Origin of the sequence: Halorubrum ruber, from assembly GCF_018228765.1 — an archaeon.
GTDB lineage: Archaea > Halobacteriota > Halobacteria > Halobacteriales > Haloferacaceae > Halorubrum > Halorubrum ruber.
The window spans coordinates 2,417,306-2,438,115 of record NZ_CP073695.1 but is presented as its reverse complement, the minus strand read 5'-3'; the positions used below and the strand labels follow the sequence as shown (position 1 = coordinate 2,438,115).

Genomic DNA, 20,810 nt, shown 5'->3' with positions numbered 1-20,810 from the left:
TCGTTGGGCGTGGGGGAGCAGCCCCCTCACTCCGCCGTCGCCGAGAGGAGATCGACCGTCGCCGCGATCTCGACGCCGACCGCGCGGTGCGGCTCGACGGTCCCGCGGCGCTCGCCGTCGACGACCAGCGCGACCGGTTCCGCCTCGCGCTCGACCGTGACGCGGACGCCGCCGCTCGCGACCCACGTCTCGGGGCGAGTCGTGAACGGCGAGACGGGAACGACCGAGAGGCCGCCGCCGGGCGACACCACGGGCCCGCCGGCCGCCGCCGCGTAGCCGTCGCTCCCGAGCGGCGTCGCGATCACGGCGCCGTCAGCGCGCACCGAGACCGACTCCCCGTCGGAAAAGGCGATCCCGTACTCGGAGATCCGGGCCGGCTCCGCCGTCACGAAGGCGACGTCCGCGGCCGCGAACCGGCGGCGACCGTCGCCGGTGCCGTCGACCGCCAAGACCGGGTGCGGGACGCGAGCGAACCCGTCGACCGCGCTCGCCGATCCGCCGAGCCAGTCGTCGGCGTCCGCGATGCGGTCGGCCGCGAGGTCCGGGTTGACCGCGTGACGACCGTCCCCGATCGGGAGGATCGGACTCGAACGCCCGTCATCGGTCGCGGCCGCGCGCATCGCCTTCCGAAGCGCGGCGTCCCCGACGGCGACGACCGCGTCCGCCTCGGTGTGGTCGACGAGACGGGCGCCCGCGCCGTCGACCGCCGATCGGATCGCCGCTGCCGGGTCGCCGTCGCCGAGAACCGCGAGGCGGCGCGTCGGCTCACTCATGCGCGAGGCTGGGGTGAGCGGCGGTGAAAAGCTCTCGGTTCGTCGGCGAGGACCGTCGCCGCCGCTCTCGGGCGGCGGAACAGACGGAGAAAGCGAGACGAGGGGGTGCGTTCAGTTCGCGGCCGCGTCGTCGTCGCCGTCGTCGAGGGCGTCGCGGAGCTGCCGGCTGGCGGGGATGAGTACCCAGAACGTCAGCGCGCCGAGGATCATCAGCCAGAACAACACGTCGCCCGCGAGCAGACCGACCTCGCCGTACGCCGTGTTCACGCCCTCCGCCGGGTTCACGAGCTGTGACACCTGGTAGTACGACGGCGTCCGGTACCAGCCGCCGAAGGTGATCCACCCGAGACCGCCGATCGTGAACAGGGCGAAGCCCTTCATGAACTCGTCTGCCATTATCTCACGTTTCGCTGGGGTCGTCTTGAGACTTTCCCATCCCTTGTCCGCGGAACCGGGTCCCGAGCACGTACACGGCGGTCCCGAGGACGATGAAGCCGACGCCGGTGATCGCCAGTACCGCCACGAGCACGTCCTCCGGCGGCAAGATTCCGGCGCTGTCGAGCAGGTAGACGATGGTCGTCCGGACGAAGCTTATCTGAAGCGTCGCGGCGTCGATGAGCGTGAACCCGACGAAGTAGGTGACAACCGCGGCGAGCGTCGAGAAGACGGTGACGGCCTTGTACAGCCGGAAGGGGACGACGACTTCCCGGCCGCTCGCACCCTCTCGCGGGCCCGTCGGCTCGTTGCGCGGGTCGGCGTCGTCGTCGGTCGCGATCGGATCGCCGGTCTCGTCGAACGCCTGCGAGGCGTCGCCGTCTGTTGAGGATGACATGGGAATACGGAGCGTCGGAACGGCGGGGGCGGGAGCCCGGCCGCGCTTCGGCAGCGGGACCGCAGCGGACTGGGTCGGCCGCTTACTTCGGCGGCCGCAGCATGTAGTACCGTCGGTTGAGGTCGTACATGTACCCCTCGCGCATCGTCTTCAACACCGCGTAGGTGATGACGCCGCCCGCGATCGGGACCATGAACACGAGCGAGAACAGCAGCTCGGTCGGGACCGGGAAGAAGTTCTGGATGGCCAGCACCGCCAGCGTGATCGCCAAGATTACCCCGGTCACGCCGAGCGCGGCCCACCCCGGCTCCTCGACGGGGCGACGTGCGTTGCCCTTGTTGAGGAAGGGGACGAGCGTGATGACGCCGAAGATGGCGCCGTGGGCGATGAGCCCGTACAGCTCGTTGGACACGATGATGTTACCGCCCAACACCGCGAGCTCGGGGTTGATCGGGCTGAGCTTCAGCAGGCCGAACGACCAGTAGAGGTACCAGTCGGGCAGGATGATCGCCGGCGTGGAGCCGGGGTTCGCCGGGTCGCCGAAGTGCGACGGCAGGATCGAGGCCACGAGCAGGATGACCCCGAGGAAGAACGACGTGATCGCGAGGTTCCGAATGGTCTCGTGGGGCCACGTCGGGAAGCCGAGCACGTCGCGCTCGACGTACGTCGACTCCGCGCGCAGGTCCTCGTCCTCGCGCCGGGAGCGCTCGAAGTACTGGTAGGTGAGCTGTGCGAGCCCCTGGCTGCGCTCCTTCCGGTCGGACCAGGTCGGCGTCTCGTCGTCCGGGGGGACCGTCGCCGGCGGGCCGCCGTCGGTCCGCGCCTCGTCGTCGGTGCCTCCGTCCGTCATGGGTGTGGTGTCGTCGGTCATTGGATTAGTGCGGCTCCGCGATGCCCTGCACCCAGACGATGCCGACGTGGATCGCGATGAGCGCGGTGACCACGAACGGCAACACGAACACGTGCAGGATGTACATTCTCACGAGCGTCGCCTGTCCGAGGGTGAAGCCGCCGAACAGCAGCTGGGCCGCCCACTCGCCCACGATGGGGGTCGCGAGGGCCAGCTCGACGCCGATCTGCGCCGCCCAGAAGGACAGCTGCTTCCACGGGAGGACGTACCCGGAGAAGCCGAACAGCAGCGTCAGGGCGATGAGCACGACGCCGAGGATCCAGTTGACCTCGCGCGGCTCCTTGTACGCGCCGGTGAAGTAGACCCGCAGCATGTGGAGGAACACCGCCGCCACCATGAACTGCGCCGCCCAGCGGTGGATCGACCGGAGCATGAAGCCGAACTGGACGTCCTGCATGATCATCACCATCGAGTCGTACGCGGCGGTGGGGTCGCCCTGCGCCGCCGCGCCCGCGGTCGACGGCGCGTAGTAGAACCCGAGCAGCGCGCCCGAGACCGCCGCGAGCAGGTACGCGATGATGGAGAGGGACCCGAGCGAGTACAACGGGTACCAGTACCAGAACTTGTTGTCGAGGTCGTACTGCTCGGTGTGGCTCTTCGGCATCTGGAGGTTCGCGCGGTAGTACATCGTCTCCAGCAGCTCGAGGTAGTCGACGATGCGAAGCCGCTTGTCCAGCCAGATGAGCGTGGTCAGGAACGCCGTCTCGATGGCCGTGAGGTCCTGACTCTTGAGCCACGCGTTGTGGTCCATGTCGTCTTGTTTTTTCAGACTCATTGTCGAATCACTTCTTGTAGTACGGGTACACCGCGCGCTTCAGCGTCTCCGCGAGGCCGCCGGTGTCGATGCCTTTGCCCTCCTTGTCCTCTTCGCGGACGTACAGATCCTCCCACTTGCGGCGACGCTTTTTCACGATCATCACGTCCGGCAGGAACTCCTTCCGGTACAGGAGAAGGATGAACGCGAGATCAATAAAGATGAAGGCCAACAGCGCGCCGACGTACATGTTCCCCGCCTCCGTCGACGCCCACGCGGACATCAGTCCGTAGGTGAACAGGGCGACGAACACGACTTCGATGACGGTGAGGAGGACGATCGCGATCGCGGCGGCGGTGCTCTCGCGGGCCGGCTCGTATCGGTGGATATCGCCGTACGAGGAGCTGCCGGAGCTCATCTGGCACCTCCGTGGCCCGTGTGGGCCGACTCGCCGTACTTGAGCATGTAGAACGTGAACACGAACGTCATCCCGATGCCGAGGATCGCGGAGATGCCGACCCAGTGAGCGTGGAGGGGGACGCCGACCTTGGCGATGTCCTCCGGCCACCCGGTGCTCGCGCCGCCGGTCTCGACGGTGGCGACGTCCTCGCCGACGGCGAGGCCGCCGTGCATGCCAACCGCGGTGTGGGGCACGCAGTGGTAGTGGGTGATGCCGGCGTCCTCGCCGGACGTCTCGTACTCGTAGGTGGCCCCCTCCTCGCCGACGGGGTCGCCGCTGTCGAGGGCTGCCGGACCGCCGCCATCGACGGTCTGGACGTTGTGCGAACCCCCGGCGCCTGTCCATTCCCAGGTGATCGTCGTTCCCTCGTCAACCCACACCAGCGTCGGGTCGAACGCGAGGCCGTCGCTGCCGGCGCCGACCGAGATGGTCACCTCGTCCTGACCGCGGGCGTCGGTGTACGACCCGACGTTCCCGTCGGCCGCCCCGCTGGGCCAGTCGGGCTGTACCTCCTGTGCAGCCACCGTTCCGGTCGCCCCGGCGGAGGCCGCGACGGCGGCGGTCGCGCCGCCGGCCGTCCGCACGAAGTCCCGCCTTTTCATACAGGCTCACTCGGGACGGGGTTCGCTTAAACCCACCGACTGAAACCGCCGACGTGGAGCAGGTCTCGGGGGCTGAAACCGTCGAAATCGTCGGATTACTCCTCTCGGTCGCGCTCCGTTGCGTCGGCGTCCTCGTCGGTCACGGCGCCGTCTTCGACGGGGACGAACCCGGGCCGCTCCTTCGCCTCGCGGAGCGCGCGCAGCCGGTCCCGGTACTCCTCCGAGCGGAACCGGTCCGAGAGTCGCGCGTTCGCCACCATCGCGAAGAGGAAGAGGCCGACCAAGAGGAAGACGACGCCCATCGCCGGCGCGACGATCGTCCCGAGGTCGGCCACGGCGCTCGCGACGAGGAGCGCCGCGCCGGCGAGCACCTGTACCGCGGCGACGGCCTGCACCACGAGGTTGCCGAACTCGCCGGAGCCCTCCGGGACGCTGTCCGGGTGCGGAAGCGACCAGTTCTCCGGCGGCTCGGGCACCTCGTACGACTCCATCGCCGCGAGCGCGACGACCGGCTCGATGTCCCGAAGCACCGTCCCCTCGCCGCGCACCTCGCCCGTGGGGCGGATGATCGCGTACCCCTCGTCGGAGTAGACGAGGATGCGCTCCTCGCCGTCCTCGCGGACGCGCTCCAAGACGCCGAACACGTCGCGGGTCGCGATCCGCGACTTCAGCTCGGCGTCGACGCGCTCGAGGAGTCGGTCGCCGGTGATCCACGTGTCCGGGTCGAAGGCGGCGTCCCACTCCTCGGCGCTCATCTGCGCCATGTCGGAGGGGCCGAAGTCGTCGAAGTCGTACTCCGACTCGACGCGCTCGCGGAGGGCCTCGATGTCGGTCTCGTCCGCTCGCGTCCCCTCGGCATCGGCCGTCGTGGGATCGTCGATATCGCCCGTCGTGGGATCGTCGACGTCGGCCGCCGCGGATTGGTCGCCCTCGCCCGCCGCGGACTCGCCGTCGTCGGGTGACGTGCGGTCGTCCGAACCGTCGGACGCCGGATCGGCCGACTCCTCCGGCGGCGACTCCGACTCCGACCGCGTCGAGGTGTCCTCCATCACCCCGGCGCTACGTGCTCCTGACGCTAACTGTTTTCGTCCGCGCCCGGCCGCCGGGAGCCCGGGACCGCACGTCCGGAGACCGCACCGCCGGACGCGGATCGGGGGGCTTTACGCGCCGGAGCACGTAGCAGCTCGCATGGTCGACGAGTCGGTCATCGCGGCGCTCGCCGGGGTGTCCGTGACGACGAGCCTTCCCTTCCTCCTGTACGGCGCCTGGATCATGATCGACGCGGAGACGGTGTCGTGGAACGTGTTGATGCGGCACCTGCGGTATATCGTCGCGGGACTGGTGCTCACGACGGTTCCCATCGTCGGGTGGATGATCCCGCGCGTCCTCGAACAGCTGACGGGGATGGCGATCCTCCACGCGTTCTTCGGCGTTCAGGCGTACGCCCTCCTAGCGTTCGCGCTCACCGGGATCGTGCGGATCTTCCAGGCGAAGCGGAACGCGGACGCCTACGAGGATCTCGACGTCGACATCGACGAGATCCACGAGGACATGGGCCACTGGCGGAAGCGGCTCCGCGCCGGCGTCGCCGGCTTCATGCTGCTGTGGCTGTGCGCGTGGGTAACCGGGCTCTACCGGCTGTACACGCTCCACCTCGCGTCGATGATCTGACCGCGGCGCCCCGGCGAACGGTCTATTTGCTGCGCGTCGAAACCCGTCTCCCCGACCGACAGGTTCAATCCGGGTTTACCCGTAACAGGGGTATCGTGGCAGTCACCTTCGACCTCTTCGGGACCCTCGTCGACGTCGAGTACCCGTCCGACCCGGCGGAAGCGGTCGCGCGCGAACTGGAGTCCCGCGGCGTGACGGTCCCCGACGACTGGCACGTCGCGTACGGCGAGCAGCACGTCGAGGCGCCGGCCGGCGCGGAGGTCCCCCTCCCCGCGCACGTCGCCCGCGCGCTCGACTCCCGCGGCGTCGACGCGGACCAGAACGTCGCCAGACACGCCGTCATCGCGGCGTTCGACCCCGACGTGACCCGGCGCGACGGCGCGCTCGACGCGGTCCGGGGCGCCGCCGAGCGCGGCTCGGTCGGCCTGCTCTCGAACTGCGCCGTCCCCGAACTCGTCCCGCGGACGCTGATCCGCGCCGGGCTCCGCGGCGAGTTCGACGCGGTCACGACGAGCGTCGGCTGCGGCTGGCGGAAGCCCCATCCCTCCGCGTTCGAGGCCGCGGCCGAGGCGCTCGACACGACCACGACGGGACTCGTCCACGTCGGGGACGACCCCGAGACCGACGGGGGGATCGTCGCCGCCGGCGGCCGCTTCGTCGACGTGACGGAGACGCCGCTGTCGGAGGTCGTCGGCGAACTCGAAGCGGAGCCGTAGGCGGTTCGACGCGCCCCCGGACCGCGAAGTCAGTCGAAGTCGCGATCCGCCAGTCGTGCGCGCCACGCCTCGTCGACCCGCCCCTCCGCGACTAACTTCTCGACGTGCGCGGCGACCGTCGCCAGCGCGAGGTCCCGCACGCCGGCCAGATCCTTCTCGTAGGCGCCGTCGACGACCGTGTCGAGGTCCACGGCGCCGTCATCGATCGCGGCGATCACGTCGCGCTCGCGCGCCAAGCGGTGCTCGATCAGTCGGTCGCACGTCGCCACTGGGTCGTCGATCGCGGGCCCGTGTCCGGGGAGCAGTCGGTTGTAGCCGGCGTCGCGCACCCGTTCGAGGCTTTCGAGGTACGCGGACAGGTCCCCCTCGGGGGCGGTGACTGCGACGCTACCCTCCGCGACGGCGAGGTCGCCGCAGCACAGCACGGACCGGCCCGATCCCGGCGTCGAGTCCCCGGCCGCGAACGCGACGTGGTCCGGCGCGTGTCCCGGCGCGTCGACGACGCGGACTCCGGTATCGGCGACCGTCTCGCCCGGCGCGACCGTCTCGTCGGGCTCGACCCCGGTCGCCGCGGCGAACCGGTCCGCGTGGCCCTCACGGGCGACGACGGTCGCGTCCGTCAGGGCGGCGTAGTCCGCGACCGCGCCGACGTGGTCCGGGTGGGCGTGGGTGACCGCGATCGCCTCGACCGCTGGGGCGACCGCGTCGGCCGCCCCGCGCTCCGCGAGCGCGGCGTCGAGCGGGTCGGTCCGGGCCGCCGGGTCGACGAGGAGCCCGTCGAGCAGGTACGCGTTCGTCGTCCCGCCGGGGGCACGCGTGTCGACGGGGACCTCGACGCGGGTGACCGCGGGGGAGTCGCCCGACTTCGGACCGTCGCCCGACATCGCTCAGTCCCCGCGGCCGAGCGACGACCGTACGGCCGGTCCGGGACCGGAGCCGGGGCGCTCGCGCCCCGGAATCGGCACGTCGGTGTCGCCGGCGACGGCGTACGCGGAGAGGTCGACGGTCCCCGGGGCGACCGCGTCGACGGCCTCGACGGAGTCGTACGGTCGGCCGACCACGACGTCGCCGGCCGTACTCCGGTTGATCCCCGGAATGGCGGTCAGCTCGTCCATCGAGGCCGCGTTGATGTCGAGCGGGTACGGGACGCCCGTCACGGAGCGGTAGCCGTGGTCGGTGATCGCCACGTCGATGGTCGTGCCGAGCTCGCGCTCGCCGGGCACCGCGACGAGGAGCGCGTAGGTGCCGAGCTGGCGACCGAACGTCTTGCCGTCCTGGTGGTATTCGAGGTGGAGGTCGGGCAGCACGGTCCCCGGCGGGACGACGCGGTCGAGCATCGGGTTGTCGATGGTCTCGCGGACCTCCCGCTTGTACGCCTGGAACTGGTCTTTGTGCTCCTGCGCGATGTCGGCGCCCGTCTCCGCCATTTCCGTGCCGGCGAACGCCATCACCTGCCGGATGTTGATCCGGCGGAGCATCAGCCCCTCGTCGTAGACGGTCTGGAGGAACTCCTTGTTGTGCTCGTACGTCTCGGGGCGCTCGCCCGTCAGCCCGTGGACGAGGTTGATCCCGGGGAGCAGCTTCGGCAGCCGCGGCGAGGCGTCCGGGCCGGTCGAGGGGCCGGTGACGCGCGTCGTGTCGCCGGGCGTCGTCTCCGGACTGTCGCCCGGGCGCCAGCCGCCCTCCTCGTTGACGACGCGGACGGCCTCTAAGCACTCCTCTGCGGTGACGAGCAGGTTGTTCTCCTCTTGGACCACCGGGTCCGCCGACTCGAGACCGAACGCCGCCGTGTCGCCGGGCGTGTTGTGCTCGGCGATGACGCGGATCGCCTCCCGGGAGGCCTCCGGGTAGTCGGTGATCGTCACCGGGTTCATGTTGTCGAGGTGGAGCGTCCGGAGGTCGGGCGCGACCTCGCGGATCCCGCCGTACAGCTCCCGGAGGGCGTCGGGGTTCGGCGCCTCGCCGTCGCCGCCGAACGCGAGGATGTCGGCCTGCCGCCCGAGCCGGAAGTGGCGCACCCCGCGGTCCGAGAGCGCGTCGACCTCGTCGACGACCGACCGGGCCTCCCGGAACGCCGGATCGCCGTACAGCGGCTCCGTACAGAACGAACAGCGGTACGCGCAGCCGCGCGAGGTCTCCATCTCGCAGATGAGGTAGTCCGGGTGGTTCGGGTGCTGCTCGACGACGAACGCCCCCCGCCGCGCCCACCGGTCGACCTCCTCGTTGGTCCGCATCCGGTTGCCGTACCCCTCTAATCCCTCGCGGACGAGGTCGTGGGCCGCGGCCTCGACGTCGCCCATCGCGACGAAGTCGTAGTCGAGGTCGTCGCGCTGCGTCTCCTGCGCGCCCGCGTTCTCCTCGCCGACGCCGAACCGCACCGGGCCGCCGAGCAGCGTCACGCCGTCGGCGGTCCAGCCCAGCTCGCGCACCTCGTCCGGCTCCGCGGGGGTGCCGCCGACGTACTTGCCGGGCACCGTCATCCCGCCGACGTACACCATGAGGTCGGCGTCCGCCACGTCGGCGTGTTTGCTCCGGTCCTCGCGGAGCTCGTCGATGGTGTGGTAGGTGATCTGCGACTCCGGAACGCCCGCGTCGACGAGCGCGCCCGCCGTGTACCGCGGGTACGTCGAGAGGTACGGCGGGACGCCGAAGTGGGCCGGCTCGTCGACGTACCCGTCGACGATCGTGACGGAGAGGTCGTTCGGGTCGGCCGGGAGCGACCCCCGGGCCGACGCGGGCGAATCGGTCATGTTACCCTCCGTAGTCGGCCGAGCGGGGAAAAGCGTGCGGAACGGTCGACCCGGCGCTCCGCGGCCGGCCACTTATAACAAAGCGCCCGGTAACGACGGCCATGCCCTCCGAGACGGTCGATCGGCGCCGACTGATTGGGCAGTACCTCTCGATCGGCGTCGTCTGCGCGTTCGCCGCGGTACAGTTCTACGCCGCTGACCCTAAGCCGTTGGGCGCCTCGCTCGCGTGGGCGACCGCCACCGCCATCTCCGTTGGACCGCTCGCGTGGCTGGCCCGGGACCGGCTCCCGCCGGACAGATACGAGACGCTGGCGTACGTCGCCGCGGGCGCCGCGATCCTCGTCGCGTCCGTCTGGCTCGGCGTATCGCTCGCGTTCGCCCCGGAGCTTTTCCCGTACGGGCCGGGCTTCGTCACCGGCGTCGCGTTCGGGGCCCTCGTCGTGTCGGTCGCGGAACGGACGGTCGTCCCCGAGCGGTACCGCGGACTGAAGGCGTGACCCGATCGGTTCCCCAATTGTTATGTTGTACTCCGATGAGGACCGGGTATGGTAGATGTTCCCGGGGAGACGGTCCGCGTCCTCAGCGTCCCGGAGAGCGGCGACGCGCGCTCCTTCGGGACGGAGTGGCCGAACGCGGAGTTCGACGTCACCGTTGAGTCGAGCATCGAGTCGGCGGTCGAACGGCTGCGGCGGAAGCCGGTCGACTGCGTCGTTGCCGGACATGATCTGCCCGACGGAGACGGGATCGAACTCCTCAGGGAGGTCCGGGACCGCGACCCCGAAGTGCCCGTCGTCCTCGCCACGGCGTCCGGTTCCGAACGGGTCGCGAGCGAGGCGATCGCGAACGGTGTCGCCGACTACGTCCCTCTCGACGCGACCGACGGGGGCGAAGGGCTGCGCGAGCGGGTCCGGCAGGCCGTGGCTCACGGTCGAAGCCGCGAGGCCGAGGAGGCCCGCAAACGCGACAGGCGGCGGTTGGAGACGCTCATCGGGAACCTCCCCGGATTCGTCTATCGCTGCCGGAACGCGCCCGGGTGGCCGATGGAGCTCGTCCGCGGCGAGAGCGAGCCGATCACCGGCTACACGACGGCGGAACTCGCGAGCGACGCGGTCGTCTGGGGCGAAGACGTCATCCATCCGGACGACCGGGAACGGGCGTGGGAGGTCGTCCAGGCGGCGATAGACACGGGCGAGGAGTTCGAGATCACCTATCGGATCCGCACGCGGGACGACGAGCTGCGCTGGATGTGGGAGCGCGGCTGTCTCGTCGAGTCCACCGTCGACGGCACCGCCGTGTTGGAGGGGTTCATCACGGACGTGACGGAGCGGAAGGAGTACGAGGCGGAGCTCGAACGTCGCAACGAGGAGCTGGAATCGTTCGCCAGCGTCGTTTCCCACGACCTCCGGAATCCCATCGCGGTCGCGAAAGGGCGAGTCGATCTGGCGCGCGAGCGGTACGACGATTCCGACCTCGACCGCGCCGCGCGCGCACACGACCGAACGCTCGAACGGATCGACCAGCTGCTCACGCTCGCGAGAAACGGGAAGCGGGTCACGGACGTCGAGCCGGTCGAAGTCGAGGACGCCGTCGACCGCTGTTGGTCGGGCGTCGCCACGGGGGACGCGAGCCTCGACGTCGAGGTGGACTCGACTGTCGACGCTGACCGTGAGCGGCTCGTCCAGCTCCTCGAGAACCTCGTGCGGAACGCCGTCGATCACGGGGGCGACGACGTCGCCGTCCGCGTCGGCGAACTCGACTCGACCGCGGGGTTCTTCGTCGCCGACGACGGGCCGGGGATACCCGAGGACCTGCGCGATCAGGTCTTCGAGGCCGGATTCACGACGGCCTCGGAGGGGACCGGATTCGGCCTGAGCATCGTCTCCCGGATCGCCGAGGCGCACGGTTGGAGCGTCGAGGCCGTTGACGGAGCGGAGGGTGCGCGGATCGAGGTGCGGACGGGCCCGACTCCTTGAAACGGCGACGCGACCGCCGCCGCCACGCCGTTTAAGCCGTCGCCGACACAATACGTCGATATATGCCATCGACGATGGAGGTCAAGTGCGTCAGCGACGACTGCGAGCTCGACATGTTCGAGAATCACTACACGTACGACGTGCCGGACGACCACGCGGTCGAGGACCTCTCGTGTCCGTACTGCGGGGGGAGCGACCTCGTCGAAATCGAGGTGTGAGCCCGTGAGCCGACTCGTCGAGACCGGTCGGTCCGCGCTCCGGAGCGCCCTCGAACGCGTCGGTCGCGGGTGGGGGCGCGTCCAGGAGCGCCGCCCGCTCTCGCACGACCTCCTCGAGAGCGACGACGCCTACCTCGTCGTCTTCGACGCGCCCGGCGTCCGCGGCGAGGACGTCGACGTCACCTTCCTCGACCGCACCGTTGAGGTAAACTTAGAACGCTTCCGCGACTTCTACGACGGCTACGACCTCGTGTTCCCGGGCCGCGGCGTCTCGCTGTCCGGGAGCGTCGACCTCCCGCGCGACGCCGACGTGACCCCGGAGGGCGCGAACGCGACGCTCACGCGCAACGGCACGCTCCACGTCGAGATCCCCAAACGCGGCGGGTCGAGCGACGTCGACGTCGTCGAAGAAGACGACTGACGCGGCGGCTGCCTTTTAAGTATCGTCCGTCCGGGTCGACAGCGACATCCCCTCGACGATCTCGAACTCCTCGTCGCCGTCGAACCGCCCCGGGTCGAACGCGCCGATCCACGGGGAGTCCGGATCCCCGAACCCGACGCCCGCGAGCGACGCGAGCACGCCCTCGGCGACCGTCTCGCCGATCGCCGGCGCGCGCATGAACCCGTGCCCCTGCCAGCCGGCGGCGACGAATAGGCTGGGGGCGGGAGCGCCATCCGCGTCCACCGGTCCGACGACCGGGTCGCCGTCCGGCGTCGCGGTACAGAGCCCGGCCCACGCTCGCGCGTCGGCGAGGTCGCGGTCGGTCCGCTCAGGCGAGTCGCCGCGGGCGAGTCGCTCGTCGAGGACCGCACCAACGTCCTCGCGGAACCAGTCGTCCGACTCGCGTCGGTAATCGTCGGGGTCGGCCGCGACCGGCTCCGTGCCGTCGCCCGCGAGCAGCCCCTCCGGGTGCGGGCGGAGGTACGCGTCCGCGGTGGCGTCGTAGACCATCGGCCCGTCGTACGGGCGGGAGGTCACGAGCGCCTGAACGCGGTAGGGGACGACCGGGACCGAGACGCCGGCGTCCGCGAGCAGCGACCGGGTGTGCGCCCCGGCCGCGACGACGACGGCGTCGAATGCGCGCGTTTCGGTCCCCGAACTTCCGTTTTCACCGTTGTGAATCGAGATTTCTCGCCCCGCGTCGGTCCGCGGACCGAGCGCGACAGCGGTCTCCGTCTCCATCGCGACCCCCTCCCGAGCGGCCCGTTCGCCGAGCGCGCGGACGTAGCTCGGCGGGTTGGTCCACCCCGCACCCTCGGCGACCGCCGCGACGCTGAGGTCGTCGGTGCGGATGGCGGGGAAGCGCTTACCGAGCGCGTCGGGGTCGACGAGCGACACCTCGCGGCCGTGCTCGCGCATGCGCTCGACCATCGCCGGGACGGCGTCGGCGTCGGGGTCGCCCTTGCGGACCGCGATCACGTACGGGCACGCGGAAAACGAGAACCCGGGCAGCGAGCGGTCGAACGCGCGGAAGCGCTCCAGCGCGCGGGCGCCGACCGCGGCGTCGACGTCCTCGGCGTAGGCGTCGTAGAGGACGCCTGCCGCGCGGCCGGAGCTCTCGGCCGCTAACTCCCCGCGCTCGAACAGCGTCACGTCGGCGCCGCGCGCCGCGAGGTCGCGGGCCGCCGTGACGCCGACCGCGCCGCCGCCGACAACCGCGACTGACGGCGCTGACTCGTCTTCCTCGGTCATGCCCCGAGACACGCGAGCGACGACGAAAAGCCACCGGGACGGCGATGAAAACACTGCGGTGGCGCGTGCCGACGAACGCCCGAAGGGCGTGAGTCGCACGCGCGAGGGAGTCGCGAGCGATGTGGGCGACCGGAGGGAGCCCCAAGCGAGCGACGAGGCTGGGGAGGCGTGAGGTGCTGTGCGGAGCGGTCGGGTGGGACTCAAAGGGGCAGTCGCGAGGGCGGCGCAGGCGACGCAAGCACTGGAGGGAGCGAGCAGCGCGAGCGACTGAAGCGCGTGGTTCGAGAGAGCGAAGCTCTCTCGTCATCCCGAAAATCTTTGATTTTCGGGCGACAGCGAGCGTGCGCCGCCCTCGCGGCTGGGGCTTTGGAGGAGATCGTCGCCGAGCCGTTAGCAGCTATTTATAAGTAAGTAGCTGAGGCCTCGGCAGTGTCCGCGGCCGATCTACTGTCGGTTATTTATAAGTAAGCGGCTGGGGCTTTGCGAGCGCTTGCGGTCGATCCACGGATATTCATTTATAAACGAACCGCTGAAAATCCGAAACTGTGCGCCGCCGATCCGGTGTCGCTTGTTTATAAACAACCGGCTAAACCCTTCACGCTATCCTCGACGCCGTCGATCACCGAAAGACCGCCTCAGCCGCGATTCGTTTATAAGCCGAATCCGGTCGCGGCCTGCGAGGCCGCCGAGAGGTCGAGGTCGAGGTTGACGACGTAGGTGTGGATCGCCCAGAAGCCCGCCAGCTCGATCGCGGTGATGATCACGGTGACGAGGTCGGCGTACTTGCTGCTCGTCGTCACGCCGCTCGGCAGCCCGTACTCCTTGTCCGAGAGCGGGTGGAACAGCGCGATGCCGCGCCGGCTCCCGACCACGTCGAGGAGGTAGTGGGTCAACACGCCGATCCACACGTACTGGAGGTTCCCGAAGACGATCGGGTACGCGAGGAAGATCGCCAGCACCGGGAGGCTGTGGAGCGTCTTCCGGTGGCGCCCGAAGGCGGTGTCGACGTCGGGGAACAGCGCCCCCAACACGACCGGGACGGTGATCTCGGCGACGGTGGTCGCGGTCGCCGCGTCGAGGCCGGGCTCGACGATGAACCCGAGCCCGAGGGCGAGCAGCAGGCCGTTGAGGACGTGGCCGCGTTTGTTCATACCGCTCGCTGTGCGTGTCGATAGGTCAAACCACCGGATCGCGGCGACGGCGGTAGACGGCGCCTACCTCTCAGGGAGCCCCGGAGTTCGGGTCGAAAGAGCCACGGCGGGCGCGCCCGACCCGCCCGTATGGAGTACGAGGAGCCGAAGTTCTTCCACGTGATGCAGTACGCCGCGGCCGCCGACGGCGACGTCATCGACATGGTGAGCGGCAACCCCGACTGGGAGCCGCCCGCCGCGCTCCGCGACGCGCTCCGCGAGTACGCCGACTTGCCCCCCGCCGACTTCCAGTACCCGCCGAGCGACGGGCTCCGCGAGCTCCGGGAGGCGATCGCCGAGCGCCGCGGCGTCGACCCCGAGCGCGTGGTCGTCACCAACGGCACCGGCGAGGCGAACTACCTTGCCATGGCGCGCGCGCTCGACCGCGGCGCCGGCGACGAGGCGCTGCTCATGGACCCTGTGTATCCGTACTACCCCGGGAAGACCCATCTGCTCGGCGGGGAGCCGATGCTCGTCCCCACGGAGCGCGACGGCGGCCTCGATGTCGACGCGGTCCGCGAGGCCGCGAGCGAGGACACCGCCCTCGTCGTCCTCAACACGCCGAACAACCCCACGGGCGCCGTCTACGACCTCGACGCGGTCCGCGAGGTCGTCGGTGTCGCCGAGGCGGTCGACGCCGTGGTCGTCGTCGACGAGGTGTACGACCGGTTCGACCTCGCCGGCTCGTTCGAGTCCGCCCTCACCCTCGATTCGGACCGCGTGATCGTCACCAGCGGCTTCTCGAAGTCGATGGCGATCACGGGGCTCCGCGTCGGCTACGGCGTCTTCCCCGAGGCGCACGTCGACGCGGCCAATACGCGACACATGCTCGTGAACGTCACCGGCGCGCGCCCCTCCCAGTACGCGGTCCACCACGCGCTCGCCGAGACGCCGCCGGACTACTACGCCGAGTCGCGCGAGCTGCTCGCCGAGCGCGTCGACGCGTTCACCGACGCGCTCGACGCGGCCGGCGCGGAGTACAGCCGCCCGGAGGGCGCCTTCTACGTGCTCGCGCGCTTCGACGGGTTCCCCGGCACGATGGCGAACGTCAAGCGGCTGGTCGACGAGGCGGGCGTCGCCGGCATGCCGGGCGAGGCGTTCGGCACCGCCCGCGACGAGTGGATCCGGTTCGCCTTAGTGACGCCGCGCGCGACGGAGGCGGCCGAGCGGCTCGCGGACTACTTCGCCGACGGCGCGCCGGAAACGCCGGCCGACCCGCGGTGAGCGGCGACGCTATCGACCGGCTCTGATCCTCCTCTCAACCGGCCGCTTCATCGACCGCGGACTCGGCTCGCAGCGCCGACCGCGAGCAGGGCGAGGACCGCGACGACGACACCGAATCCGGGGCTCCCGTCGTCCGTGGTCCCGTTGTCGCCCGCGCCGTCGGAGCCGTTTCCGGCGTCGTCAGAGCCGTTCCCGTCATCCGTGTCGGTCCCGTCCGCCTCCGACGCGCTGTCGACGCCCTCGACCATCACCGGGTCGGAAGCGATGTCACCGTCCCGGGCGACGATCGTCCGGTTTCCGGCCGACGCTATGGACACGTCGACCTCGCCGCGGTCGTTGGTCTCCTCGACGGCCTCGCCGTCGACCTCGACCGTCGCGCCCGCGACCGGCTCCTCGTAGGCGTTCCGCACCGTCACGCGGGTCGTCTCGCCGACGAGGACGCGCTCGTTCGCCGGCGTGACGGTCAGCGCCGCGGTCCGCTGCGCGGTGGCGTTCACGCTCGCCGGCGACTCCCGCACCCTGACCCGCTCGGCCGAGGCCTCGTACCCCTCCTTGACGACCTCGACGCTGTAGGCGGCGTTCACGGGGACGTTGAGCGAGGCCGTCCCTTCGGTCACGCTCACCTCGCCGTCGTACACCGACGAGGAGACTCGGACCGCTCCCGTTTCGATCGGGATGGGCGGGTCGAAGTGGTCGTCGAGGGCGCGCACGTCGAGCGTCACGGTGCCCCGCTCGACGGCGACCGTCGTCGCCGTGTCCGGTCCCACCTCCACCTCGCGTTCCGCCTCGAAGTACCCCGGCTTCACGACGACGGCCTCGTACGCCCCCCGTTCGAGGCGCGCCGTCTCGTAGACGCCGTCGGCGTCGGTCTCGCCGCGGTCGACCGTCCGCCCGTCCTCGCGGATCCGCACCGTCGCGTCGGGCTGCGACCGGTTCTCGTCGTCGACAACGGTCACCGTCGCGGTCCCGCTCCGGGCGACGCCGAGCGCGACGCTCGACTCGCTCGCGTTGGCGATCCGGAGCGGTCGGTTCCGAACGTACGTGTCGTCGTCGACGTCCAGTTCGACGCTGGCGCCCTCGGGCACGTCGAGGAGCACGTTCCCGTTGTTCGCCGTCGTCCCCGACGCGGTGCCCGTCTCGCCCGCCTCGGTCTCCCACGTCGCCTCGACGGTCGCGCCGCCGACGGCGCCGCCGTCTTGGTCGGTCACCGAGACGGTGAGCGTCACCGGATCGGCGGCGAGCGCCCCGCCGGTCGCGGCGACCGCGACGAACAGTACTGCCGCGCCGACCAGCGTCGAACGTGCGACGTTCATACGCGACGTACGGACGCCGTCGGTATTGGTATAGGCCGATTACTCGCCCGGAGAGGGCGCAGACTGCCCCGTCGCCCGGGCGGTTCGACGGGCCGGCGGCCGCTGTGTACCCCTCAGCTACCCGCCGCCCCCGCCGAAGCCGCCCTTCCCCGCCTCGGCTTCCCGCTCGCGGCGCTCGCGCTCGTCGTCCGTGTCCGACGCCGATCGCTCCGACGTCGACCGCTCCGACGCCGACCGCCGCGCCGAGAGCGCCCACCCGAGCGCGTACGTCGCGACCGCGGCGACGATGCCCGCGACGGTGCCGAATAGCACCGCGCCGGCGACGAACGAGACGGCGGCCAGCGCCGGCCCGCCGAGGAGGGTGTACCCGAGGTTCTCGCGCACGACTCGCGGCATCTCCATAGCCGGAGCGTTCGGTTCCCGGCAGAAGTGTCTTGTCCCGTTCCGCCTCGTTCGAACCGTTCCGGCGAGTCCGCCGCCGCTGAACCGTTCCGGCGACTCCGTCGCCGCTGAACCGTTCCCACGACTCCGCCGTATTCAAATACGCGCGCGCAGACCAACGCGTATGGAGCAGATCGACGACCAGTACGCGCCCGCGGACGTCGAGTCCGCGGTCGACGAGTACTGGGACGAGCACGACGCCTACGAGGCGGCGAAAGAGGCGCACGCCGACGACCCGCCGTTCTTCTTCGTGGACGGGCCGCCGTACACCTCCGGGCAAATGCACCTCGGGACCGCCTGGAACAAGACGCTGAAGGACGCCGTCATCCGACACAAGCGGATGACCGGCCACCGCGTCACCGACCGCCCCGGCTACGACATGCACGGGCTCCCGATCGAGGTCAAAGTCGAGGAGGAGCTCGGCTTCGAGAACAAGCGGGACATCGAGGCGTACGGGATGGAGCCGTTCATCGAGAAGTGCAAGGAGTTCGCCTTAGAGAACCGGGCGGCGATGGACGAGGACTTCAAGTCGATCGGCGTCTGGATGGATTGGGACGACCCCTACGAGACCATCTCGCCCGAGTACATGGAGGCCGCCTGGTGGGCGTTCTCCGAGGTCGCCGACAACGGGCTCGTCGAGCAGGGGAAACGGTCCATCTCGCAGTGCCCGCGCTGCGAGACCGGGCTCGCCAACAACGAGGTCGAGTACGAGGACGTCGAGGACCCCTCCATCTACGTGAAGTTCCCGCTCGCGGACCGCGAGGGGAGCCTCGTCATCTGGACGACGACGCCGTGGACGGTCCCCGCGAACACCTTCGTCGCCGTCGACGAGGAGCTCACCTACAACGCCGTCCGCGCGGAGAAGGACGGCGAGGAGGAGCTGCTGTACGTCGCCGCGGAGTGTGTCGAGGACGTGTTACAGAAGGGCCGGTACGAGTCCTACGAGGTTGAGGCCGAGCTCACCGGCGACGAGCTCGTCGGCTGGGCGTACGACCACCCGCTCGCCGACCGCGTCGCCGAGTACCCCGACTTCGAGGGCGCGGGGCAGGTGTACGCCGCCGACTACGTGGAGGCCGACCGCACCGGGCTGGTCCACTCCGCGCCGGGCCACGGGGAGGAGGACTTCCACCGCGGCACGGAGCTCGGGCTCGATATCTTCTGCCCGGTCGGGCCGAACGGCGAGTTCACCGAGGCCGCCGGCGAGTACGCCGGCCAGTTCGTGCGCGACGCCAACGACGACATCGTCGACGACCTCGTCGCCGACGGCCACATGCTCGCGCACGGCACGGTCGAGCACAGCTACGGCCACTGCTGGCGCTGTGACACCGGGATCATCCAGCTGGTCACCGACCAGTGGTTCATCTCGATCACGGACGTGAAGGAGGACCTCCTCGACAACATGGAGGACTCCGAGTGGCACCCGGCGTGGGCACGCGACAACCGCTTCCGCGACTTCATCGAGGACGCGCCCGACTGGAACGTCTCCCGCCAGCGCTACTGGGGCGTCCCGATCCCCATCTGGGTGCCGGAGGACGCGGAGGCCGGCAACCTCGACGAGGAGATGATCGTGATCGGCACCCGCGAGGAGCTCGCCGAGCGCGTCGAGGAGGACATAGATCCCGACTCGATCGATCTCCACCGCCCCTCCGTCGACGACCTCACGATCGTCGAGGACGGAACGACGTACCGCCGGGTCGAGGACGTGTTCGACGTGTGGCTCGACTCTTCGGTCGCGACGTGGGGCACGCTCGGCTACCCGAGCGACGAGGCCGCCCACGACGAGCTGTGGCCCGCCGACCTCATCATCGAGGCGCACGACCAGACCCGCGGCTGGTTCTGGTCGCAGCTCGGGATGGGGACCGCCGCGGTCGATGAAATCCCCTACGAGGAGGTGCTGATGCACGGCTTCGCCAACGACGAGGACGGCCGCAAGATGTCGAAGTCGGTCGGCAACATCGTCACGCCGGAGGAGGCGATCGAGCGCGCGGGCCGCGACCCGCTCCGCACCTACCTCCTCAGCCACGACCAGCAAGGGGTCGACCTCGCGTTCGAGTGGGACGGGCTCGGCGAGATCCAGGGGAAGCTCAACATCCTCTGGAACGTGTTCCGGTTCCCCTTGGAGTACATGGAGCTCGACGGCTACGACCCCGCCGACGCCGACCTCTCGGACGGCGAGCTGGAGCTCGTCGACGAGTGGGTGCTCTCGCGGCTCCAGTCGGTCGAGGCCGAGGTCGCCGACGCCTGGGACGACTACCGGGTCAGCGACGCAGTCAACGCCGTGATCGAGTTCGTCACGCAGGACGTCTCGCGGTTCTACGTGAAGGCCGTCCGCGACCGCATGTGGGAGGAGGCCGACTCCGCCTCGAAGCGCGGCGCGTACGCCACGCTCGCGACCGTCCTCGACGAGGTGATCCGGCTGCTCGCGCCGATCGCGCCGTACCTCACCGAGCGGATGTACCAGCGGCTCGACGGCGAGTCGACGACCGTCCACGCGCTGTCGTACCCCGAGCCGGACGCCGACCTGCGCGACCCGGACCTCGAACGCGACGTGGCGGTCTTCCGCGACGTCGAGGAGGCGGCCGCGAACGCGCGCCAGCAGGCCGGCCGCAAGCTGCGCTGGCCCGTGCCGCGCGTCGTCGTCGAGACCGACGACGAGACGGTCGCGGCCGCGGTCGACCGGCTCGAAGCCCTGATTGCCGACCGCGTCAACGCCCGCGAGGTCGTCGTCACCGACGCCTTCGACGAGCTGGTCGAGACCGCGGAGCCGCAGATGGCCGCCATCGGTCCCGCGTTCGGCGGCGACGCGCAGAAGGTGATGGAAGCGGTCCAGGGCGCCACCCGCGCGGCGGTCGAGGGCGGCGAGGTCACCGTCGACGGCGAGCCGGTCGACCTCGACGACGAGATGGTCGAGTACGTCGCGGAACCGCCGGAACACGTCTCCGGCGCCGACTTCGAGGGCGGCACCGTCTACGTCGACACCTCGCTGACTCCCGAGATCGAGTCCGAGGGGTACGCCCGCGACGTGATCCGCCGCGTTCAGGAGATGCGCAAGGAGCTCGACTTGGACGTCGAGGCGCGGATCCGCGTCGGCGTCGCCGTCGACGACGAGCGCGTGGCCGGCTTCGTGGACGACCACGCCGACCTCATCGCCGGTGAGGTCCGCGCCGACGCCTGGCTGGACGACCCGATCGACGCCGCCGAGGCCGCGGGCGGCCTCGTCGAGGAGTGGACGGTCGAGGAGACGACCGTCACGATCGGAATCGAGCCGGTCGCGTAAGGGCTCGGTAGCT

22 protein-coding genes are annotated in these 20,810 nt (G+C 70.4%); 8 read left to right on the top strand and 14 right to left on the bottom strand.

The features are described 5' to 3' along the window. Positions 1 to 26: 26 nt before the first annotated feature. The 8 genes from J7656_RS12065 to J7656_RS12030 form a co-directional block, all read right to left on the bottom strand. Positions 27 to 773: an NAD(+)/NADH kinase gene (locus J7656_RS12065; RefSeq protein WP_211553417.1), complete on the bottom strand. Its 747-nt coding sequence runs from the start codon at positions 771 to 773 to the stop codon at positions 27 to 29. Between the two features lie 111 nt (positions 774 to 884). Beyond that, positions 885 to 1,169, bottom strand: coding sequence for a DUF7314 family protein (locus J7656_RS12060; RefSeq protein WP_017342659.1), 285 nt, complete (start codon positions 1,167 to 1,169; stop codon positions 885 to 887). A gap of 4 nt (positions 1,170 to 1,173) precedes the next feature. Beyond that, positions 1,174 to 1,605, bottom strand: a complete 432-nt coding sequence (locus J7656_RS12055) for a DUF7315 family membrane protein (protein WP_017342660.1) — start codon at positions 1,603 to 1,605, stop codon at positions 1,174 to 1,176. 82 nt (positions 1,606 to 1,687) lie between these two features. After that, positions 1,688 to 2,476, bottom strand: coding sequence for a cytochrome b family protein (locus J7656_RS12050; RefSeq protein WP_026046181.1), 789 nt, complete (start codon positions 2,474 to 2,476; stop codon positions 1,688 to 1,690). Between the two features lie 4 nt (positions 2,477 to 2,480). After that, positions 2,481 to 3,290, bottom strand: a complete 810-nt coding sequence (locus J7656_RS12045) for a cytochrome b (protein WP_007346158.1) — start codon at positions 3,288 to 3,290, stop codon at positions 2,481 to 2,483. Positions 3,291 to 3,297: 7 nt separating this feature from the next. Further along, positions 3,298 to 3,687, bottom strand: a complete 390-nt coding sequence (locus J7656_RS12040) for a DUF7318 family protein (protein ID WP_017342662.1) — start codon at positions 3,685 to 3,687, stop codon at positions 3,298 to 3,300. Further along, the gene (locus J7656_RS12035; protein WP_017342663.1) at positions 3,684 to 4,331 is read right to left on the bottom strand and encodes a halocyanin domain-containing protein; all 648 of its coding nucleotides are present in this window, start codon (positions 4,329 to 4,331) and stop codon (positions 3,684 to 3,686) included. Before J7656_RS12035 ends, J7656_RS12040 begins: the two co-directional genes overlap by 4 nt. Positions 4,332 to 4,426: 95 nt before the next feature. Further along, a complete protein-coding gene (locus J7656_RS12030; RefSeq protein ID WP_017342664.1) occupies positions 4,427 to 5,380 on the bottom strand; it encodes a DUF7319 domain-containing protein in 954 nt (317 codons plus the stop codon). 139 nt (positions 5,381 to 5,519) lie between these two features. Between J7656_RS12030 and J7656_RS12025 the strand changes: the two genes are divergently transcribed. Together J7656_RS12025 and J7656_RS12020 are read left to right on the top strand one after the other, a co-directional pair. After that, positions 5,520 to 6,002 (top strand): DUF7321 family protein, encoded by a 483-nt coding sequence (locus J7656_RS12025; RefSeq protein WP_017342665.1) that lies wholly within the window; start codon positions 5,520 to 5,522, stop codon positions 6,000 to 6,002. Between the two features lie 95 nt (positions 6,003 to 6,097). Then, a complete protein-coding gene (locus J7656_RS12020) occupies positions 6,098 to 6,718 on the top strand; it encodes an HAD family hydrolase (RefSeq protein WP_017342666.1) in 621 nt (206 codons plus the stop codon). Positions 6,719 to 6,747: 29 nt separating this feature from the next. On the opposite strand, the gene J7656_RS12015 is transcribed toward J7656_RS12020, so the two are convergent. Both J7656_RS12015 and J7656_RS12010 read right to left on the bottom strand, forming a co-directional pair. Further along, positions 6,748 to 7,602: an MBL fold metallo-hydrolase gene (locus J7656_RS12015; protein WP_211553415.1), complete on the bottom strand. Its 855-nt coding sequence runs from the start codon at positions 7,600 to 7,602 to the stop codon at positions 6,748 to 6,750. 3 nt (positions 7,603 to 7,605) lie between these two features. After that, a complete protein-coding gene (locus J7656_RS12010) occupies positions 7,606 to 9,468 on the bottom strand; it encodes a radical SAM protein (protein ID WP_017342668.1) in 1,863 nt (620 codons plus the stop codon). Positions 9,469 to 9,569: 101 nt separating this feature from the next. Here J7656_RS12010 and J7656_RS12005 point away from each other — a divergent pair, with 101 nt between their 5' ends. The 4 genes from J7656_RS12005 to J7656_RS11990 all read left to right on the top strand — a co-directional run bounded on the left by J7656_RS12005 (position 9,570) and on the right by J7656_RS11990 (position 12,080). Further along, the gene (locus J7656_RS12005) at positions 9,570 to 9,965 is read left to right on the top strand and encodes a hypothetical protein (RefSeq protein ID WP_017342669.1); all 396 of its coding nucleotides are present in this window, start codon (positions 9,570 to 9,572) and stop codon (positions 9,963 to 9,965) included. Positions 9,966 to 10,013: 48 nt separating this feature from the next. After that, positions 10,014 to 11,441: an ATP-binding response regulator gene (locus J7656_RS12000; RefSeq protein WP_211553413.1), complete on the top strand. Its 1,428-nt coding sequence runs from the start codon at positions 10,014 to 10,016 to the stop codon at positions 11,439 to 11,441. A 62-nt stretch (positions 11,442 to 11,503) separates the two neighbouring features. Beyond that, positions 11,504 to 11,659: a DUF7559 family protein gene (locus tag J7656_RS11995; protein WP_017342671.1), complete on the top strand. Its 156-nt coding sequence runs from the start codon at positions 11,504 to 11,506 to the stop codon at positions 11,657 to 11,659. A 4-nt stretch (positions 11,660 to 11,663) separates the two neighbouring features. Then, on the top strand, positions 11,664 to 12,080 hold the full coding sequence (locus J7656_RS11990) for an Hsp20/alpha crystallin family protein (RefSeq protein WP_017342672.1): 417 nt from the start codon (positions 11,664 to 11,666) through the stop codon (positions 12,078 to 12,080). Between the two features lie 15 nt (positions 12,081 to 12,095). On the opposite strand, the gene J7656_RS11985 is transcribed toward J7656_RS11990, so the two are convergent. Together J7656_RS11985 and J7656_RS11980 are read right to left on the bottom strand one after the other, a co-directional pair. Then, positions 12,096 to 13,352, bottom strand: a complete 1,257-nt coding sequence (locus J7656_RS11985; protein WP_211553412.1) for an NAD(P)/FAD-dependent oxidoreductase — start codon at positions 13,350 to 13,352, stop codon at positions 12,096 to 12,098. A 650-nt stretch (positions 13,353 to 14,002) separates the two neighbouring features. Further along, the gene (locus tag J7656_RS11980; RefSeq protein ID WP_017342674.1) at positions 14,003 to 14,503 is read right to left on the bottom strand and encodes a metal-dependent hydrolase; all 501 of its coding nucleotides are present in this window, start codon (positions 14,501 to 14,503) and stop codon (positions 14,003 to 14,005) included. 129 nt (positions 14,504 to 14,632) lie between these two features. On the opposite strand from J7656_RS11980, the gene J7656_RS11975 reads away from it, so the two are divergent. Continuing rightward, a complete protein-coding gene (locus tag J7656_RS11975) occupies positions 14,633 to 15,766 on the top strand; it encodes a pyridoxal phosphate-dependent aminotransferase (RefSeq protein WP_211553411.1) in 1,134 nt (377 codons plus the stop codon). A gap of 47 nt (positions 15,767 to 15,813) precedes the next feature. Here J7656_RS11975 and J7656_RS11970 read toward each other — a convergent pair whose 3' ends face one another. After that, positions 15,814 to 17,079 (bottom strand): carboxypeptidase regulatory-like domain-containing protein, encoded by a 1,266-nt coding sequence (locus tag J7656_RS11970; RefSeq protein ID WP_017342676.1) that lies wholly within the window; start codon positions 17,077 to 17,079, stop codon positions 15,814 to 15,816. Between the two features lie 117 nt (positions 17,080 to 17,196). Beyond that, positions 17,197 to 17,481: a hypothetical protein gene (locus J7656_RS11965; RefSeq protein WP_017342677.1), complete on the bottom strand. Its 285-nt coding sequence runs from the start codon at positions 17,479 to 17,481 to the stop codon at positions 17,197 to 17,199. A gap of 163 nt (positions 17,482 to 17,644) precedes the next feature. Between J7656_RS11965 and ileS the strand changes: the two genes are divergently transcribed. Then, positions 17,645 to 20,797, top strand: a complete 3,153-nt coding sequence (gene ileS, locus J7656_RS11960; RefSeq protein WP_211553410.1) for an isoleucine--tRNA ligase — start codon at positions 17,645 to 17,647, stop codon at positions 20,795 to 20,797. Positions 20,798 to 20,810 lie beyond the last annotated feature (13 nt).

What these genes read in the sequence shown, in the direction of transcription:
- J7656_RS12030 (WP_017342664.1), bottom strand. Translation starts at nt 5,380, where the DNA reads ATGGAGGACACCTCGACGCGGTCGGAGTCGGAGTCGCCGCCGGAGGAG.
- J7656_RS12045 (WP_007346158.1), bottom strand. Translation starts at nt 3,290, where the DNA reads ATGAGTCTGAAAAAACAAGACGACATGGACCACAACGCGTGGCTCAAG.
- J7656_RS11980 (WP_017342674.1), bottom strand. Translation starts at nt 14,503, where the DNA reads ATGAACAAACGCGGCCACGTCCTCAACGGCCTGCTGCTCGCCCTCGGG.
- J7656_RS12025 (WP_017342665.1), top strand. Translation starts at nt 5,520, where the DNA reads ATGGTCGACGAGTCGGTCATCGCGGCGCTCGCCGGGGTGTCCGTGACG.
- J7656_RS12035 (WP_017342663.1), bottom strand. Translation starts at nt 4,331, where the DNA reads ATGAAAAGGCGGGACTTCGTGCGGACGGCCGGCGGCGCGACCGCCGCC.
- J7656_RS12015 (WP_211553415.1), bottom strand. Translation starts at nt 7,602, where the DNA reads ATGTCGGGCGACGGTCCGAAGTCGGGCGACTCCCCCGCGGTCACCCGC.
- J7656_RS12050 (WP_026046181.1), bottom strand. Translation starts at nt 2,476, where the DNA reads ATGACCGACGACACCACACCCATGACGGACGGAGGCACCGACGACGAG.
- J7656_RS11965 (WP_017342677.1), bottom strand. Translation starts at nt 17,481, where the DNA reads ATGGAGATGCCGCGAGTCGTGCGCGAGAACCTCGGGTACACCCTCCTC.
- J7656_RS12010 (WP_017342668.1), bottom strand. Translation starts at nt 9,468, where the DNA reads ATGACCGATTCGCCCGCGTCGGCCCGGGGGTCGCTCCCGGCCGACCCG.
- J7656_RS11975 (WP_211553411.1), top strand. Translation starts at nt 14,633, where the DNA reads ATGGAGTACGAGGAGCCGAAGTTCTTCCACGTGATGCAGTACGCCGCG.
- J7656_RS12065 (WP_211553417.1), bottom strand. Translation starts at nt 773, where the DNA reads ATGAGTGAGCCGACGCGCCGCCTCGCGGTTCTCGGCGACGGCGACCCG.
- J7656_RS12005 (WP_017342669.1), top strand. Translation starts at nt 9,570, where the DNA reads ATGCCCTCCGAGACGGTCGATCGGCGCCGACTGATTGGGCAGTACCTC.
- J7656_RS11970 (WP_017342676.1), bottom strand. Translation starts at nt 17,079, where the DNA reads ATGAACGTCGCACGTTCGACGCTGGTCGGCGCGGCAGTACTGTTCGTC.
- J7656_RS12040 (WP_017342662.1), bottom strand. Translation starts at nt 3,687, where the DNA reads ATGAGCTCCGGCAGCTCCTCGTACGGCGATATCCACCGATACGAGCCG.
- J7656_RS12000 (WP_211553413.1), top strand. Translation starts at nt 10,014, where the DNA reads ATGGTAGATGTTCCCGGGGAGACGGTCCGCGTCCTCAGCGTCCCGGAG.
- J7656_RS11985 (WP_211553412.1), bottom strand. Translation starts at nt 13,352, where the DNA reads ATGACCGAGGAAGACGAGTCAGCGCCGTCAGTCGCGGTTGTCGGCGGC.
- J7656_RS12060 (WP_017342659.1), bottom strand. Translation starts at nt 1,169, where the DNA reads ATGGCAGACGAGTTCATGAAGGGCTTCGCCCTGTTCACGATCGGCGGT.
- J7656_RS12055 (WP_017342660.1), bottom strand. Translation starts at nt 1,605, where the DNA reads ATGTCATCCTCAACAGACGGCGACGCCTCGCAGGCGTTCGACGAGACC.
- ileS (WP_211553410.1), top strand. Translation starts at nt 17,645, where the DNA reads ATGGAGCAGATCGACGACCAGTACGCGCCCGCGGACGTCGAGTCCGCG.
- J7656_RS11995 (WP_017342671.1), top strand. Translation starts at nt 11,504, where the DNA reads ATGCCATCGACGATGGAGGTCAAGTGCGTCAGCGACGACTGCGAGCTC.